Source organism: Pseudomonas sp. TNT2022 ID642 (assembly GCF_028656995.1).
In the GTDB taxonomy this organism is placed as follows: Bacteria; Pseudomonadota; Gammaproteobacteria; order Pseudomonadales; family Pseudomonadaceae; genus Aquipseudomonas.
This window is the reverse complement of the sequence record NZ_JAMDGW010000033.1, coordinates 105999-122500: the sequence shown is the minus strand read 5'-3', so window position 1 is coordinate 122500 and position 16502 is coordinate 105999. Positions and strand designations below refer to the sequence as shown.

At 60.0% G+C, this 16502-nt stretch carries 15 protein-coding genes and 1 pseudogene; 4 read left to right on the top strand and 12 right to left on the bottom strand.

Features of this window, described 5'->3' with window-relative positions:
• Positions 1 to 18: 18 nt before the first annotated feature.
• Genes M5G26_RS25675 through M5G26_RS25655 form a run of 5 tightly spaced genes read right to left on the bottom strand, consistent with a single transcriptional unit; the run spans position 19 to position 5410 of the window.
• Positions 19 to 1020 carry an AAA family ATPase gene (locus tag M5G26_RS25675; protein ID WP_134176718.1) on the bottom strand — a complete coding sequence of 334 codons (1002 nt, stop codon included), beginning with the start codon at positions 1018 to 1020 and terminating at the stop codon, positions 19 to 21.
• Positions 1017 to 2180 (bottom strand): DUF4350 domain-containing protein, encoded by a 1164-nt coding sequence (locus tag M5G26_RS25670; RefSeq protein ID WP_273916812.1) that lies wholly within the window; start codon positions 2178 to 2180, stop codon positions 1017 to 1019. The genes M5G26_RS25675 and M5G26_RS25670 overlap by 4 nt, the downstream gene beginning before the upstream one ends.
• Positions 2177 to 3724 carry a DUF4129 domain-containing protein gene (locus tag M5G26_RS25665; protein ID WP_273916811.1) on the bottom strand — a complete coding sequence of 516 codons (1548 nt, stop codon included), beginning with the start codon at positions 3722 to 3724 and terminating at the stop codon, positions 2177 to 2179. The genes M5G26_RS25670 and M5G26_RS25665 overlap by 4 nt, the downstream gene beginning before the upstream one ends.
• Positions 3711 to 4688, bottom strand: a complete 978-nt coding sequence (locus M5G26_RS25660; RefSeq protein WP_273916810.1) for a stage II sporulation protein M — start codon at positions 4686 to 4688, stop codon at positions 3711 to 3713. Before M5G26_RS25660 ends, M5G26_RS25665 begins: the two co-directional genes overlap by 14 nt.
• Positions 4685 to 5410: an RDD family protein gene (locus M5G26_RS25655; RefSeq protein WP_134176722.1), complete on the bottom strand. Its 726-nt coding sequence runs from the start codon at positions 5408 to 5410 to the stop codon at positions 4685 to 4687. The genes M5G26_RS25660 and M5G26_RS25655 overlap by 4 nt, the downstream gene beginning before the upstream one ends.
• A 182-nt stretch (positions 5411 to 5592) precedes the next feature.
• On the opposite strand from M5G26_RS25655, the gene sbcB reads away from it, so the two are divergent.
• Positions 5593 to 7023 (top strand): exodeoxyribonuclease I, encoded by a 1431-nt coding sequence (sbcB, locus tag M5G26_RS25650; RefSeq protein ID WP_273916809.1) that lies wholly within the window; start codon positions 5593 to 5595, stop codon positions 7021 to 7023.
• 97 nt (positions 7024 to 7120) lie between these two features.
• Here the strand turns inward: sbcB and mvaT are convergent, their stop codons facing one another.
• Positions 7121 to 7498 (bottom strand): histone-like nucleoid-structuring protein MvaT, encoded by a 378-nt coding sequence (mvaT, locus tag M5G26_RS25645; protein ID WP_007933316.1) that lies wholly within the window; start codon positions 7496 to 7498, stop codon positions 7121 to 7123.
• Positions 7499 to 7834: 336 nt separating this feature from the next.
• On the opposite strand from mvaT, the gene purU reads away from it, so the two are divergent.
• Both purU and M5G26_RS25635 read left to right on the top strand, forming a co-directional pair.
• On the top strand, positions 7835 to 8683 hold the full coding sequence (purU, locus tag M5G26_RS25640; RefSeq protein WP_007912774.1) for a formyltetrahydrofolate deformylase: 849 nt from the start codon (positions 7835 to 7837) through the stop codon (positions 8681 to 8683).
• 85 nt (positions 8684 to 8768) lie between these two features.
• A complete protein-coding gene (locus tag M5G26_RS25635; protein WP_166674980.1) occupies positions 8769 to 8945 on the top strand; it encodes a hypothetical protein in 177 nt (58 codons plus the stop codon).
• A 71-nt stretch (positions 8946 to 9016) separates the two neighbouring features.
• Here M5G26_RS25635 and M5G26_RS25630 read toward each other — a convergent pair whose 3' ends face one another.
• From M5G26_RS25630 to M5G26_RS29675, 5 genes and pseudogenes are all read right to left on the bottom strand, one after another.
• Complete coding sequence (locus M5G26_RS25630; protein ID WP_150693270.1) at positions 9017 to 10012, bottom strand: lysylphosphatidylglycerol synthase transmembrane domain-containing protein; 996 nt, start codon at positions 10010 to 10012, stop codon at positions 9017 to 9019.
• Complete coding sequence (locus tag M5G26_RS25625) at positions 10009 to 10785, bottom strand: DUF2334 domain-containing protein (RefSeq protein WP_273916807.1); 777 nt, start codon at positions 10783 to 10785, stop codon at positions 10009 to 10011. The genes M5G26_RS25630 and M5G26_RS25625 overlap by 4 nt, the downstream gene beginning before the upstream one ends.
• Complete coding sequence (locus M5G26_RS25620; RefSeq protein WP_273916857.1) at positions 10778 to 11869, bottom strand: glycosyltransferase family 4 protein; 1092 nt, start codon at positions 11867 to 11869, stop codon at positions 10778 to 10780. Before M5G26_RS25620 ends, M5G26_RS25625 begins: the two co-directional genes overlap by 8 nt.
• A 403-nt stretch (positions 11870 to 12272) precedes the next feature.
• Positions 12273 to 13037 (bottom strand): methyl-accepting chemotaxis protein, encoded by a 765-nt coding sequence (locus M5G26_RS29680; RefSeq protein WP_371043227.1) that lies wholly within the window; start codon positions 13035 to 13037, stop codon positions 12273 to 12275.
• 93 nt (positions 13038 to 13130) lie between these two features.
• A pseudogene (locus M5G26_RS29675) lies at positions 13131 to 14162 on the bottom strand (HAMP domain-containing protein); the annotation flags it as partial.
• 189 nt (positions 14163 to 14351) lie between these two features.
• Here M5G26_RS29675 and M5G26_RS25610 point away from each other — a divergent pair.
• Positions 14352 to 15839, top strand: coding sequence for a helicase HerA-like domain-containing protein (locus tag M5G26_RS25610; protein ID WP_273916806.1), 1488 nt, complete (start codon positions 14352 to 14354; stop codon positions 15837 to 15839).
• A 90-nt stretch (positions 15840 to 15929) separates the two neighbouring features.
• Here M5G26_RS25610 and M5G26_RS25605 read toward each other — a convergent pair whose 3' ends face one another.
• Positions 15930 to 16385, bottom strand: coding sequence for a DUF721 domain-containing protein (locus M5G26_RS25605; RefSeq protein WP_038366691.1), 456 nt, complete (start codon positions 16383 to 16385; stop codon positions 15930 to 15932).
• Between the last annotated feature and the right edge of the window lie 117 nt (positions 16386 to 16502).

Genomic DNA, 16502 nt, shown 5'->3' with positions numbered 1-16502 from the left:
TTTCGCGGATCACAAACTTCACAGACGCGGCGCCGGAATCTGGTCGAGCAGTTGCTGGAGGACTTGATCGACCTGCAGGCCTTCGATATCCAGCTCCGGGGCAATGCGCACCCGATGACGCAGCACCGCCAGTGCGCAGCCTTTGACGTCGTCGGGAATTACGAACTCACCGCCACGCAGCAAAGCGCGGGCACGCGCACAACGTACCAACGCAATCGAGGCGCGCGGCCCGGCGCCAAGGGTCAGCCCCGGCCAGGTGCGCGTGCTGCGCGCCAGGCGCACGGCGTAATCGAGCACCTGATCGTCCAGCGGCAAATCACTGGCGATGCGTTGCAAGGCTTGCACGTCCTTGGCTTGCAACACGGTGCGCAACGGCTGCACATCGAGCATGTCGGCGCGGGTCGAACGGCAGACCTGACGCACCATGTTCAACTCCTGATCGGCATCGGGATAATCCATGCGCACCTTGAGCATGAAGCGGTCGAGCTCGGCTTCCGGCAGGGGATAGGTGCCTTCCTGTTCAATCGGGTTCTGTGTGGCCAGAACCATGAACGGTTGCGCGATGGGCAGGGCGCGACCTTCGAGCGTCACTTGCCGTTCCTGCATCGCTTCGAGCAAGGCGGCCTGGGTTTTTGCCGGGGCGCGGTTGATCTCGTCCGCCAGCAGCAAGTTCGTGAACAGCGGACCTTTGCGCAATTTGAACTGCTCGGTTTGCAGGTCGTACACGGCGTGGCCGGTGACGTCGCTGGGCATCAGGTCCGGGGTGAACTGAATCCGCGCGAACTCGCCACCAAAGCAACGGGCCAATGCCCGCACCAGTAGGGTTTTGCCCAGCCCCGGCACGCCTTCAAGCAACACGTGGCCACCGGCGATAAGCGCCGTCAGCACGTCGTCGATCACCTGGTTCTGGCCGATCAGGGCTTTGTGCAATTCACCACGCACCGCTTGCGCCAACTGGCTGGCACGCTGGCGTTGCTGGGCGGCGTGGCTGGCGCTGCCGGGCTCGATCTGTTCGGTCATAGCGTGTTCCTCAAGGTTTGCAGGTGGGCGACCTGGCGGCAGAAATCGGCGCTGGAGATCCGCCGGTTCGGCACCGGGCTCAGGGCCTGGCTGATAGCGCGGGTGGGGTGCCGGGTCAGGCGCGACAAGGCCAGCCATTGTTCGGCAACGTTCAATTGATCAAAGCCAGGATGCCGGCGACGGGCGCGGCGCAGCACGTCCTGTTGCAATGCTTGCAGCAGCGCTTGCTGGCCGTTGTGGCGCAACAGGAAATCGGCGCTGGCGCGCAGGTGTTCCTGCAATTGCCGGCGTCCACTCGGGGCGGGTAATTGCAGTGGGCCGTGACGTACGCCGACGTGCCAGAGCCACAGGCCGATCAGCGCGAGCAGGGCGACGATGGCTTGCGGGAAGTAGCGCCAGAGCAAGGTCAGCAGGCCGTCGTGCTCGGTGTTGTAGATCAACGTGACGTCGGTATCGGCGCTCAGGTACCAGAGCAGCCAGGCGTTGTCGTATTGGCTGATGGTGTTGTTCTTCCACAGCTCGGCGTCGGTGACCACGGTGATCGAGCCTAGGCTGTAAGGCAGTTGCATCATGTGCGTGGCCTTGGCGCTGTTGGCCCAGGCTTGCGCAAGGTTCTTCGGGTCATCGAGGTGAAAGTCGGTATCGAAACCGGCGTAGGCCGGTGCGTCTTCGTCTTCCAGATACAGTTTGGTCAGTTTCGGGAAGCGCTCTGGCTCAACGTCGGCGGGCAAGTCTTTCAGGTCCTTGCTCAGGGATTGATGCAATTGCACCCGGTCGAGCAACAAGTCGTTGCTCTGTTTGGTCTGTTCATCCCACAACGATTCGGCGACGAACACCAATCGCCCGCCGGCCCGCGTCCAGTTCAACACTTGCTCAACCTGACGCGGGGTCATGCGTGAGCGGTCGTTGAACAACAGCAATGTATGACGGCGTGGATCAATGTCCGGGAGCACCGCGAGGCTTTCGGCATGGCTGACCGTGAGGCCGCGTTTGCGCAAAAACAGCTCGGCCGCCAGATAAGGATTGGCTTGCGCAGCAGGCGCAGGGCCGTGATCGACTTCTTCCTGATAAGGCTTGGCCTTGAGATAGAGGAAAACGCTTAACGCGCCCAGCAACAGGGCGATCAACGCGCCAACCCACCACAGTGTCCGGCGACTCAACGGGCGGCTCCGGGGCCGAACAAGGCACGCCAGCCATCACACAATTCCTGTTGTAGCGGCGCCGCCGGCACGCGATGCCCGTAGGCCATGTTCTGCCAGTGGGTGGTCAGGCTGCGGCTGAACGCGAGCAGTTCAGGGCGCTGCAATTGCTCCACGTGCGCCAGCACCTGAAGTTCGGTATCGGCGGGTTTCAGGCTCAGATCGAAGTCATGGAGCAGATGGCTGAGCAACCCTCGATAGAGCAGGCCCAACGCTGCACGGGGCTGGCTTTGCCACAGTTGTTCGGCATGGCCGGCGATGTCGTCAGGCAAGGTGTCGCGGTTCAAGTCCAGACCGAAGGCTTGCTGTGGCAACGTTCGTTTTGCCTTGGCTGGCAGTTGCGGACGACGGCTGACAAAGGCCTGGAGAAACTCGCGATACCGCCAGATCAGCCAGCCCAGCGCAGCAATGACCGTGCCCCACAACAGCACTTCAATGATCTTCGCCAGCACATTCAAGTGTTGTCCGTCGAGCCAGCCCAGTAGTGTTTTCAGCCACTGCGGTGCTTCTCCGGGTGTTTGCGTCTCGGCAGGTTTCGCCGGGTCTTCGCCAAAGCGATAACGGGTGACGACTTCCTTGTTCTTGAAGGGCGGCTGTTCAAGCAGCGCCTTGATACTGTCCCGGGAGGCCTGACTGGTCAGCGGTTGATTCAACAAGCGCGGTGCCTGCGGACTGTCATCCGGTTCGGCCGCCCAGGTCGACGGCAGATTCGGCAGCACCAGACAGACCGCCAGCAACAGCCCCAACACACTGTTGTTCAGACGTTGACGCAAGCGGCGGAACACCAGTTCGATATCCCACGCTTCCAGTTGTGTGCGCCGGTTCAGATAAAGGCTGAACCCGCAGGCGACATAGACCGGCTCCCACACCACCAGCACCAGTGCATAGAAGGCATTGGTCAGGTGTTCGAGCCAGCGCCAATCGTGATCCGCTGCGAAGATCAGTGATTGCCAGTCCCAATCCGTTTCGATCTGCTGCGGCAACAGCATATAGAACAGCACCATCAGGCCGATCCACAGCGCGGTCTCCAGATGCACGCCGATGATGGTCAGCCACTGCGCGGCGCCGGCGTTGCGTTGCAGCAGCACGTGCAGACGTTGTTGCCGGGCGCTGCCGTCGAGGCCTTCGAGTTGCACTACCGGCAGGAGAAAACTGCGGCTGAAACTCAGGCGGCGCCAGGTCAGGCTGGCCAGCAGTTGCGGTTTGAGCAGGCGCGGCCATTCGCGCAGGGCTTGCTTGAGTGTCGGCGTTTCGCCAAACAGCGCTTTCGACAGGATGTACAGCGGCAGGCGTTCATACGCCGGTTTCAGCCACCAGAAGATAAACACCGCCAGTGATGGCGAATCCCACAGCAACAGGCTGAGCGTGGCGAACAGCGGGAGGGTGACGATCGCCCAACTGGTCATCAGCAGACGCCGATGTTGCTGGCTCATCAGCACGCCGAGGTCCATGGCTTCCCAGGTCGTGCGCGGGCGGATCACCACGGTGGCGTCACTCAGGCGCATGACGTGTCCTTCCGGCGAACGACAGATAGAGCGCAACCAACGTCCAAAGCCCGGCGCCGACCAGATATTTGGTCAAAAGTGTGACACTGGTTTTCGACGACCAATAGGCTTCGATAAACGCGGCAATCAACAGGAACAACATCACCCCGCAGACCAGCAATACGCTCTTGCGCGCCGCCCGTTTCAGCGCTTCGCTACGGGTCAGCCGCCCGGGCGCGATCAAGGCCCAGCCGAGTTCCAGGCCCGCCGCCCCGGCGAGGGCGATGGCGGTGAGTTCAAAGGCGCCATGGGCGATGACGAATGACCAGAAAGTCTGGCCGAAACCGATCTCGCTGAGATGCCCGGCGACCGCGCCGATGACCATGCCGTTGTAGAACAGAAAGAATGCACTGCCCACGCCCAGCAACAAGCCGCTGGCAAAGGTCTGAAAGGCAATGCCGATGTTGTGCATCACGTAGTAACCGAACATTACCCAGTCTTCACTGGCCGCACGTTCGGCGGGGCGTCCGAGGTGGCCGGCGACCGGATCGTACATGCCTTGCATCTCGCGCACCTGATCGGCGGGGATCAGGTTGTAGACCAGTTCGGGAAATACATACACCAACACGCCGACGCCGATCAGGCTGCCGAAGAACAGCAGGCTGGCGACCAGCACAAACGGCCATTCGGCGCGCACCAGTCTGGGGAAATCGGCGAGGATGAAACTCAGCAGACTGGCGCCGAGGCGGCTGCGATGACGGTACAACTGTTGATGCCCGCGTAGCACTTGTTGTTGCAGCGAATCAATGAGGAAACTGCTGTAGCCGCGTTCCTGTGCCAATGCCAGATGCTGGCAAAGCCTGCGATAAGCCTTGGGGAAACCGCTGACTTGCGAGGTGTCCTTGCCGCGCTCAAGGCGTTCGAGGGCCAGCGCAAAACGCTCCCATTCGGCCTTGTGGCGACTTTCGAAAAGGCTTTGCTTCATGTCGGGCCCAACAAACCGCGAGCGATGCCATTGAGTTCAGTAACAGCTTTGGGCGCGGAAATATGCAGTGGTTGGGCGAGCAGTGCTGCCAGTTCATTGACCCGCGCTGACGATAATTCACCTTGGCGCTCGGCAAAAACCAGCACGGCGCGTTGTTCCGCGAGCGTCAGGGGGACGGGCGAACGCCGTGGTTCGGCTTCAGGCAGTTGCGGGCGAGTCAGCGGGCGTTCGCTGTAGACCACCAGTGTGCCGGCAGCGATGTCGCCGAGGCGTTTGAAGGTCGGGTGGTGCAGGCAACTGAGGGTGCCGAGGAAGTAGCCGAAGGGCAGCAGATCGACAAAACGCAGCAGGTTGCGCAGCAATGACGCCGACCAGCCAACCGGGGTGCCGTCATCGTGCACCACGCGCAGGCCCATCCATTGTTTACCCGGCGAGCGACCCTGGCGCAGCACTTCGAACAGCACCATGTACCACCAACTGATCGCAAACAGCAGCAACGAACCGAGGCCCATGCCGAGCTTGCCGAGAAACGCCAAAGCGATGAACAGCACGCCCATGATCACGCCGCGTATGCCCAGATCGATCGCGAAGGCCACGGCACGCACCATCAGCCCGGCGGGACGCAATGGCAGGTCGATGCCTTCCGGCGTTTCGACCTGATGCCGCGTATCCAGCGGTGGCGGCAGCGGTGCTTTCCTTGGCGGTGCTGTGGGCTCGAGCATGGGCTACCTGATGTTCGCCTGTTCGGGGGGGCAAGTGAGGCCGATGCTAGCAGCCTCTCGGGGGGAAACAACATAACTATGTATTGCACATCGTTAAGCACGAAGTGTTTGAATGACGCGAGGCTGGCCGCGAGCGCGGTCGAGCGCCTAGACTTTGCCGATCTTCAGTTCAGGAACCGCCCGTGACTTCAATCTTCTGGTACGACTACGAAACCACTGGCATCAATCCGCGTAACGACCGCCCGTTGCAGGTGGCCGGGATTCGCACCGACCATGCGCTCAACGAAATCGACGAGCCGGTCAATCTTTATTGCCAGCCCAGCGAAGACATCCTGCCGCATCCGGCGGCTTGCGCGATCACCGGTATCACCCCGAGCCAGCTCGCCGAAAAGGGCTTGAGCGAAGCTGATTTCATGACTCGCGTGCATGCCCAACTCGCGGCTCCCGGCACCTGTGGCGCCGGTTACAACACGCTGCGCTTCGACGACGAGATGACCCGTTACAGCCTGTATCGCAATTTTTTCGACCCGTACGCCCGGGAGTGGCAGGGCGGTAACAGTCGCTGGGATCTGATCGATGTGGTGCGCGCCGCTTATGCGCTGCGTCCTGACGGCCTGGTCTGGCCCACCGATGACGAAGGCCGGGTGACGCTCAAGCTCGAACGCCTGACCGCCGCGAACAATATCGATCACGGGCATGCCCACGAAGCGTTGTCAGACGTACGCGCGACCATTGCACTGGCACGGTTGATCCGCGAGAAACAGCCAAAACTGTATGACTGGCTGTTCCAGTTGCGCAGCAAGCAAAAAGTCATGGATCAGATTCGCCTGTTTCAACCCATGGTGCATGTCTCGGGGCGTTTCTCGGCGGCGCGCAGTTATGTCGGTGTGGTGCTGCCACTGGCCTGGCACCCGAAAAACCGCAATGCCCTGATCGTCTGCGACCTGCACCTCGATCCGCAGGGGTTGCTCGATCTGGACGCGCAAACCCTGCGCCAGCGTTTGTACACGCGTCGCGACGACTTGCTGGAAGGTGAGTTGCCGGTGCCGCTCAAGCTGATTCACATCAACCGTTGTCCGGTGGTGGCGCCGCTTGCGGTTTTGCGTGCGCAGGATCAGCAACGTCTGGGGCTGGACATGGCGCTGTATCAACAGCGAGCACTGCGGCTAACTGACGCACAACAAGTTTGGAAAGATAAAGTAGCGGAGATTTATGTCAGCGAAGATTTCATTCCGAGCGAGGATCCGGAACAACAGTTGTACGACGGATTTATCGGTGACCGTGACCGACGTCTATGTGAGCAAGTGAGGAGCGCTGACCCGGCACAACTAGCGCAAGAGCAATGGCCGTTCGATGACGAACGTTTGCCTGAATTACTCTTTCGATATCGCGCACGTAACTTTCCCGAAACGTTGAATTTCGAAGAGCAAGAGCGCTGGAGACTATTTTGTCAGCAGCGCTTGTCCGCGCCTGAATGTGGCGCACCGAATACCTTGAAATCTTTTACCGAGGCGGCCGAGCAATGGTCGCTTAATGCCACGCCGATGCAGAGTGAAGTGCTCAATGAATGGAAGAATTATGTCCAGGCATTGCGCAAACGTTTGAGTCTTTGAAATCGAACATGAACGGTCTTAAATGCCGGGCATAAAAAAACGCCAGCATTCGCTGGCGTTTGTTTTTTCGCGGATCGCTCTGCGAAGGCGTTGCGGCTTAGCCCAGCAGGGTAGCCCAGCCTTCAACCACGTCGCCGCCCCACTTGGCTTTCCACTCTTTCAGAGTTTTGTGGTTGCCACCTTTGGTTTCGATGACTTCGCCGTTGTGCGGGTTTTTGTATTGTTTAACTTTGCGAGCACGCTTGGTGCCGGTAGTTTTTACTGCGCCGCCGCGTGGTGCTTTGGTTTTCGACTCTGGGTCCAGCAGCGCGATGATGTCACGCAGCGACTTGGAGTATTCGCCCATCAGGGTGCGCAGTTTGCCTTCGAATTCCAGCTCGGTTTGCAGTTTGTCGTCTTGCGACAGGTTCTTCAAACGGGCTTGCAGCTCTTTGATAGCTTCTTCGGTGGCGCGATATTCGTTGATCAAGGACATGATTACTACCTTAGTAGAGTGCTGAATGGCAGGGGACAGTGCCGCAATAATAGTCAGGCTGTTTCATCAAGTAAACATTTAACCGGTGTTTTTATTTAAATTAGTTACGAGAAACTGCCCTCTATTGAATATTCAGTTAAATAGTGTGACCCAGTCATCACAGATATTCACAGTTGTCTGATCAAACGATGCTGCGGAATCACGATCGGGTTGACGGATACTCCACCGAAAAGCCGAAGCGTCTGGCCTGGCTCCAGCGCGTGCTGATCAATACTGCAGTTTTCCTGCGCAGCCGCTAGAATGGCGGCCTTTGCGAAGTTCTGGAGTTCCCCCCTCATGCGCACTTTTCGGCTGGTGATATCTTGCCCGGACCGCGTTGGCATCGTTGCCAAAGTCAGTAATTTTCTGGCAGCCCACAACGGCTGGATCACCGAAGCGAGCCATCACTCGGACAATCAAGTGGGCTGGTTTTTCATGCGTCACGAAATTCGTGCCGATTCGCTGCCTTTCGGTATTGAAGTATTGCGCGAGAAGTTCGCGCCGATCGCCGAAGAGTTCTCGATGGACTGGCGCATCACCGACACCGAGCAGAAGAAGCGCGTCGTCCTTATGGCCAGCCGCGAATCCCACTGCCTGGCTGACCTGCTGCACCGCTGGCACAGCGACGAACTGGACTGTGAAATCTCCTGTGTGATTTCCAACCACGATGACCTGCGCAGCATGGTTGAATGGCACGGCATTCCTTATTACCACGTTCCGGTCAACCCGCAGGACAAGCAGCCGGCCTTCGACGAAGTGTCGCGCCTGGTCAAACAGCACGATGCCGAAGTGGTGGTGCTGGCGCGCTACATGCAAATCCTGCCGCCGGACATGTGCCGCGAATACGCACACAAGGTCATCAACATTCACCACAGCTTCCTGCCGTCGTTCGTCGGCGCCAAGCCCTATCACCAAGCGTCGCTGCGTGGTGTGAAGCTGATCGGCGCGACCTGCCACTACGTGACCGAAGAGCTCGACGCCGGTCCGATCATCGAGCAGGACGTGGTCCGCGTCAGCCACAGTGACAGCATCGAAGACATGGTGCGTTTCGGCCGTGATGTCGAGAAGATGGTGTTGGCTCGTGGCCTGCGCTATCACCTCGAAGATCGCGTGCTGGTGCACGGCAACAAGACTGTGGTGTTCTGATTCAAACCACGCAGGCTTGAAAAACCAAGGGTCTGGGCGTTCAATCGCCCGGACCCTTGTTCATTTATGCCCCGAGGAAACCTTCATGAGTGATCCACTGGACAAAGCCACCTCCAAAGCACCGGCGACTTTGGGTGAGGGTTGTTTGAGTCGATATGACCCCGAGGACATGAGCCCCGAGGACGGCACCGAGTTTCCCGACGCCGCGCAATTGTGGAAGCAGTTGCAGGATGAGTCCGGCGAGAGGGACGTTAACAGCTGAAAAGATCGCAGCCTTCGGCAGCTCCTACAGCAATGCGTTTCAATGTAGGAGCTGCCGAAGGCTGCGATCTTTTATGTCTGTGGCACCTTCATCAATTTCAGCAAGAGCGGCCGCCCGAGCATCAAGAGAAATACCGGACCACCCACCACGAGATAGAAGTAGTACGTCACCACCCGCCAAATCAGAATCGCCGCCGCTGCGGTGGATTTACCCACCATCGGCGCGAGCAGCGCCGCCGACGTCAGTTCCGCCGCGCCCGCACCCCCTGGCAACAGACTGAACTGGCCAGCGCCCAGCGAGAGCATCTGCACCAGAAAACTCCAGGCCCACTGCAAGTCGGCGCCCAAGCCACGCAGCGCCAGATACAGCACGCTGTAACGCAGCAACCAATGCACACAGGTCAGGGCGAATACTTTGATCAATGTTTGCCAGGGCAGCTTCAACGTGTCGGTGAACGCGGCGAGAAAGTGCAGCAACTTGCGCGCCCAGCGGCGTCGGGTGCTGGCCGTGACGTTCATCCTCGCCAACAGGCGTCCGCTCAGGCGAATCAGGGCGCGGTGATAACGCGCGACCAGGACGCAACTGAACAGGCCGCCAAACAGCGACACGGCGCTGACCGTCAGCAGCCACTCCAGGCGATCGCTGAGGTGCTGAAACAGCGCATAGATCAGAATCCCGCTCAGGGCGCAGAGAAAGAACAGCAAATCACTCAGCTGATCCATGGCAAACACTGCGCTGCCCCGGGCCGGGCGAACGCCCGATCGGGCCAGTAGGGCCATGATCGTCAACGGACCGCCGCTGCCGCCGGGTGTCGCGCAATAGGCGAATTCAGCGGCCATGACCACGCCAAGACTCTTCAGCGGCGTGACGCGCTCGCGTTGATCGCCGAGTAACAAGCGCAAACGCAGGGTATTGATCACCCAGCAAAGCAGGATCATGCCGAACATCACCAACAGCCATTGCAGCGGGAAACGTTGCAGCCGCGACCAGGTTTCGCCGCCACCGAGCACCACCGGAATCAGCACCGCCGCGAGCAGGCCGATCAGCAACAGAATGCTGCGACTCATGCGGCGCGCCCCCGTTGACCGCGCTGTTGAGCGAGCCAGTGCATTTTGGTCATCGGTAGGCGTCCTTCGGTCAACAAGCGTTCAAGGGTGTGTAGCCAGTAATCACGGGAGAAGCGGTGGCGCATGTCCACCGGGTGCAAGCCTAGACGAATCACCGGCGCCTGACGCCAACGCCGTTGACGCTGCTCACAGACAATCTTCGACAAACCTCGTCGCCAGGCGCTGCGGGCGCTCCAGACCAGACCCGGCACATCGATCGCAGTGAAATCAGGCAAGCGATAAAGATGCTGCGGATCGCTGGTATAGCTCAGCGGTAACTCGCGCAGGGCCTGGCGCGTGCCGTCGCTCATCAACCACGCCGGGGCAACGAAACCGTGCAACGGCCAATCGTGGCGCTGGAAGACTTCGAAGCCGTCGTGCAGGCGGGCGAGGGCGGTTTCGCGGGACAAACGATAGAACTCGCCTTCATGGGTGTAAACCCGGCGCATGAACCAGTCGCGCGGTGTTGTCGGGCCGGGCTCTTGGTCATCGTGGAAATAACCGTGCAACGCCAACTCATCGCCACGTTCGATACGCGTATCGAGCCGTCGGCAAAATGCCGGGTGATCGTCGAGGGCATTGCGCCGGTGGAAGTCGGGTACGACCAGCCACGTCATCGGCACGTTGCCCAATGCGTCGACCGCCTCGATAAACGGTTGGTAATCCGCCCACGTCGAAGGTGCTACATCGTGCAGCACCAACAAGACCGCGGGGTTATCCATCGATTCAGCCATTGGCCACCCGTGGCAGCGTAGCTCCGAGAACCGCGTGATAGTGGCCCAGCAGGCTTTCGACCACCGTCTCCCACGCATAGTGTGTTTCGACATGTTGGCGCGCCTGTGCGCCAAGTTTCGTGCAGCCGCGACTGAACAGTTCACGCACGGCATTGGCCATTGCTTGCGGGTTGTTCGGCGCACAGAGCAGGCCGCAGGACTCGGTAATGATTTCTTCGAAGGCGCCAGCGGCCACCGCCACCACCGGAATGCCGCAGGCCATGGCTTCGAGGATCACCAGGCCGAAGGTTTCCTGATCGCCGGCATGCAGCAATGCATCTGCACTGGCCATCAACTGCGCGACGCGCGGCGCGGGGCAGAATTCATCGAACACGCTGACATTGTCCGGTACGGCGGCGGGCATCGACGAACCGACCAGCAGCAAGTGATAGCGCGGGCCAAGGCGCTGCATGCATTTGAGCAATACCGGCAGGTTTTTCTCTTTCGAACCGCGTCCGGCGAAAATCAACAGCCGGGTGTCTTCGGCGATGCCCAGTTCTGCGCGCAGTTGCGGGTCGCGGGCATTGGGGCGAAAAGTCTGCAGATCGACGCCCAGCGGCTGCACGAAGACATTGCGTACGCCGAGGTCGGTAAGCTTGTTGGCCATGACCTGACTGGGTGCGAGCACCCGGTCGAAGTTGCCATAAAGCTTGGTGACATACGCCTCGATATTTGGCGTGAGCCAATGGCCCATGCGATTACCGACGAGCAATGGCAGATCCGAGTGATAGAAACCGATCACCGGCACATCCAGCTGCCGTCGCGCATCCAGCGCGGCCCAGGCCGTCAGGTAAGGGTCGCCGACTTCAATCAGATCGGGCTGCAAATCCCGCAGGACATTTCGCCATGGCGCCAGGCGCAGCGGAAAGCGATAACCTTTGCCAAAGGGCAGGGCGGGGGCGGGAACCGTGTAAATACCGTCGTGTTCGCCGAAATGCGCGCCGGGAATCAACAGGCTGTGGCGAATGCCGGGCTTGACCCCGAGCCGCCGGTGTTTGGCATCCAGATAAGTCCGCACGCCACCGCTGGCCGGGGCGTAGAACATGGTGATGTCGGCGATATGCACGGTGAACAACCCTCCGCTGCGTGGTTCTCCCTTGGTTGACCTTTATCAAGAATAGATGTTCGGTCGGGATTGCGCGGTGGAGCTGAAGAGCGCCCTCACCCTAACCCTCTCCCGGAGGGAGAGGGGACTGATCGAGGTGGATATTGGAGATACGCCGACCTGAGCGTCCTGTGTCGAACTCAGGTTTTGAGGGGAATGAAGACCTGCTCCTTTTCCTCTCGCCCTTTTAAGGGAGAGGGGACTGACCGAGAAGGATGTTGGAGGTAAGCCGACTTGAGAGACCTGAGTCGAACTCAGGTCTGGAAAATCCCCCGATCGGCTCCCTTTCCCCCTCGCCCCCCTGGGGGAGAGGGCTGGGGTGAGGGGGTGAAGCTCTTGATCTTCAGATCCGGAAGCTGCCAACCAACTGCTTCAGACGCGAAGCCTGCTGTTCCAGGTCCGAACACGCCCGCAACGTCGCCTGCAGGTTCTCCACGCCTTCCTGGTTCAGCGTGTTGATCTCGGTGATATCGACGTTGATCGACTCGACTACCGCCGTCTGCTCCTCGGTCGCGGTCGCCACCGACTGGTTCATCCCGTCGATCTCGCCAATGCGCTGAGTCACGCTGTTCAAGCGCTCCCCGGCGAGGTTGGCAATCTCTACGCTGTCCTGACTGTGGCGCTGGCTGTCGCTCATGGTGCTCACCGATTCACGGGCGCCGACTTGCAGCTCCTCGATCATGGTTTGCACCTGTTGCGCCGATTCCTGCGTGCGGTGCGCCAGATTGCGCACTTCATCCGCGACCACGGCAAACCCACGGCCGGCTTCACCGGCGCGCGCCGCTTCAATGGCTGCGTTGAGCGCCAGCAGGTTGGTTTGCTGGGAAATACTGGTGATCACTTCGAGGATCTGGCCAATGTTCACGGTTTTGCTGTTCAGCGACTCGATGTTGCTGCTCGAAGCACTGAGCATGCTCGACAGTTGATTCATCGCTTTAATGCTGCGATCCACCACCTGCTGGCCGTCTTCAGCCAGACCGCGTGCGTCGCTGGCCTGATTCGAAGCCTGGGCGGCATTGCGGGCGATTTCCTGCGCCGCAGCACCAAGCTGATTGATCGCTGCAGCGACACTGCTGGTGCGCGAGGCTTGCTGGTCGGAGTTGTACATCGACGAGTTCGACGCCGCGACCACGCGCAGGGCGACTTCGTTGACTTGCCCGGTCGCCGACGACACTTCGCGGATCGAACCGTGAATACGCTCGACGAAACGGTTGAACGCGGTACCGAGGATGCCGAATTCATCGTTGTTGACGATGGTCAGGCGTTTGGTCAGATCACCTTCGCCATCGGCAATGTCTTCCATGGCGCGGGTCATTACATGCAGCGGCTGGATCAGCAGGCGGATCAGCATGCCGAGCAGGGCAATGATGATCGCCACGGCAATCACGGTCGCGATCACTGCCGAGGTGCGGAATTCGCTGAGCATCGCGAAGGCCTGATCCTTGTCCACCGACAGACCGATGTACCAGTTCACCGACGGCAGGCCTTTGATCGGCGCGAAGGTGACGATGCGGGTTTTGCCGTCGACGGTGACTTCACTGAAGTCGCTGCTGATGCGTGGGGTGTCCTGCGGATAGGCTTCTTTCAGTGATTTCATCACCAGCGCCTTGTCCGGGTGCACGAGGATCTTGCCGTCGGCGCTGACCAGGAACACATAACCCATGCCGTCGAAATCCCGGGCGGCGAGGGTATCGACCAGCGATTGCAGGCTCAGGTCGCCGCCGACCACACCGACGCTCTGACCGGCCTTTTTCGAGGCGGTGGCGATGGAAATGATCAACTGGCCGGTGGCGGCGTCGATGTACGGTTCGGTCAGGGTCGAGGTGCTGCTGCTTTCGGCACCTTTATACCAAGGGCGCACCCGTGGATCGAAACCGTCCGGCATCTTCGCATCCGGGCGGATGGTGAAGTGGCCGGTGGCATCACCGAGGTAGGACGCCATGAACGTCGACGTCAGGGCTTTCTGTTCCAGCAGGCTGGCGACGTTGGCAGGTTCGGGATTGATAGCGATGTTCTGGGCGGCGTTCTCGATCAGCAGAATGCGGCCGCTGAGCCAGGTCTGGATATTGCCGGCGGTGACCTCGCCCATCTCGTTGAGGTAGTTGTTCAGGTCATCGCGGATCGCATTGCGCTGCAACCAGTCGTTGTACAGCGTAAACGAGGCGAAGGCAGCGATGACGATGAGGGCGGCGGCAAGCAAAATTTTATGGCTGAAGCGCAGATTTTTGTTCATGGCTTGGGGTTCCGCTAAGGTCTTAATGTCCAGGGCGTGCTTTTATAGAAGCGCGCAAAATGGGCAAGGGTGAAAGTAAGCTGATATTTCCGTCTCTCCTTAGGGAAATGTCCGGCCTGACTTATGGTCGGGTCTCTCACTCTTCTGTATCGGCCATGCGTAATCAAAGATTAACCATTGGGTGACAAAATGCCTGACTCCTCGCAACTCGTAATCGGCGCCGATCTCGCAGGCCAGCAGATAGCTCAGGCCATGCGCCTGGCGAACCGCCACGGACTGGTCGCGGGCGCCACCGGTACCGGTAAAACCGTCACTTTGCAGCGTTTGGCCGAGGCGTTCAGTGACGCCGGGGTCGCGGTGTTTGCCGCGGACATCAAGGGCGATCTGTGTGGCCTCGGTGCGGCCGGCAACCCGCAAGGCAAGGTCGCCGAGCGTATCGCCGGGATGTCGTGGCTAAACCACAAGCCACAGGCGTATCCGGTGACCTTGTGGGATATCCACGGTGAGTCCGGTCATCCATTGCGCACCACGCTGAGCGAAATGGGGCCGCTGCTGATCGGCAGCCTGCTGGAGTTGACCGACAGTCAGCAGTCGGCGCTGTACGCAGCCTTTAAGGTCGCAGATCGTGAAGGTTTGTTGCTGCTTGATCTGAAGGATCTGAAAGCGCTGCTCAATCACCTCAAGGACAATCCGCAGCTATTGGGCGATGACGCGGCGCTGATGACCACCGGCTCCAGTCAGGCGCTGTTGCGCCGCTTGGCGATCCTCGAGCAGCAGGGCGCCGAAGCCTTGTTTGGCGAACCGGCGCTGCAACTCGAAGACATTCTGCAACCGACCGCCGACGGCCGTGGGCGTATTCACTTGCTCGACGCCAGTCGCCTGGTGCACGAGGCGCCGAAGGTCTACGCAACGTTCCTGTTGTGGCTGCTGGCTGAGCTGTTTGAGCAGTTGCCGGAGCGCGGCGATGCCGACAAACCGCTGCTGGCGCTGTTTTTCGACGAGGCGCATTTGCTCTTTGGCGATACGCCCAAGGCCTTGCAGGAGCGGCTGGAGCAAGTGGTGCGCTTGATTCGTTCCAAAGGTGTTGGCGTGTATTTCGTCACACAGTCGCCGGCGGATTTGCCCGATGACGTGCTGGCGCAACTTGGCCTGCGCATCCAGCATGGTTTGCGCGCCTTCACTGCCAAAGAGCAGAAATCCCTCCGTGCGGTGGCGGACGGCTTCCGGCCGAATCCGGCGTTCGACAGTTTGTCGGTGTTGACTGAACTGGGGATTGGCGAGGCCTTGGTCGGTACGCTGACCGAAAAAGGCACGCCGGAGATGGTCCAGCGCGTACTGGTCGCACCGCCGCAATCGCGAATCGGGCCGTTGACCGAGACCGAGCGTACGCTGCTGATCGCGGGCTCGCCGTTCAAAGGCCGCTATGACAAGCCGATCGATCGGGAGTCGGCGTATGAAATTCTCATGGGGCGTAAAGGCCTGGCGCCTGAAGCCGAGGCACCCGCAGGCAAACCGGCCGTTGAAGAGCCTAGCCTGGCAGACAGGGCAGGGGAGTTTCTCGGGACGGCAGCCGGGCAGGCGCTGAAGTCGGCGATGCGCCAGGCTGCCAATAACCTCGGTAAGCAATTGGTGCGCGGCTTGATGGGCTCATTACTCGGAGGCAGCAAACGCCGCTAAAAGCAAAGATCGCAGCCTGCGGCAACTCCTACAGGAGAATTGCGTTTCATCTGTAGGAGCTGCCGCAGGCTGCGATCTTTTGTTTCTTCTTCAGGTTTTGGCCTTGGCGTGCGCCGCCAGACGCTCCAGCGCCGCGCGCAACCCCGGATCAGTGATCCCGTCCGCCGTGGCCTGAATCGTCGCCGCGGCATCCGTGGACAAATCCATCGTGTGCCCGGCCGCGCCACGTTGAACCGTCGGCGGCTGCACCTTGAACAGAATCCGCGTCAGACTGGCGAACTCGTCAAACATCTGCAATTGCCGCTGCAAGCGTTTTTGCTGGTAACGCAGACGTGTGGCCCAGTGGCCATCGGTGACAATCAGCAACAGACTGCCCTCACGCCACGACGCTACATGGCAATGTTCACGGGCGGCAGGTTGCAGTTGGCTTTCGAGCAGGCGTTGCAAATGCCCCAATCGCTGGGCATGGCCGAGGATGGCTTTGAGCGGCTTGGCTTCGCGTAGCAAAACGGCGGGTGCTCTGGCCGTAAGAGGGCGAAATGCCATGATCGAACACCTGAAGTAACAGAAACGCCATGGTAGCAGAAAGCACTATTTCACTCGCCCATTGCTTTTGCCCCCGCTTTACCCATTAAATCAACGACTAACTTCTTCCTTGTATGA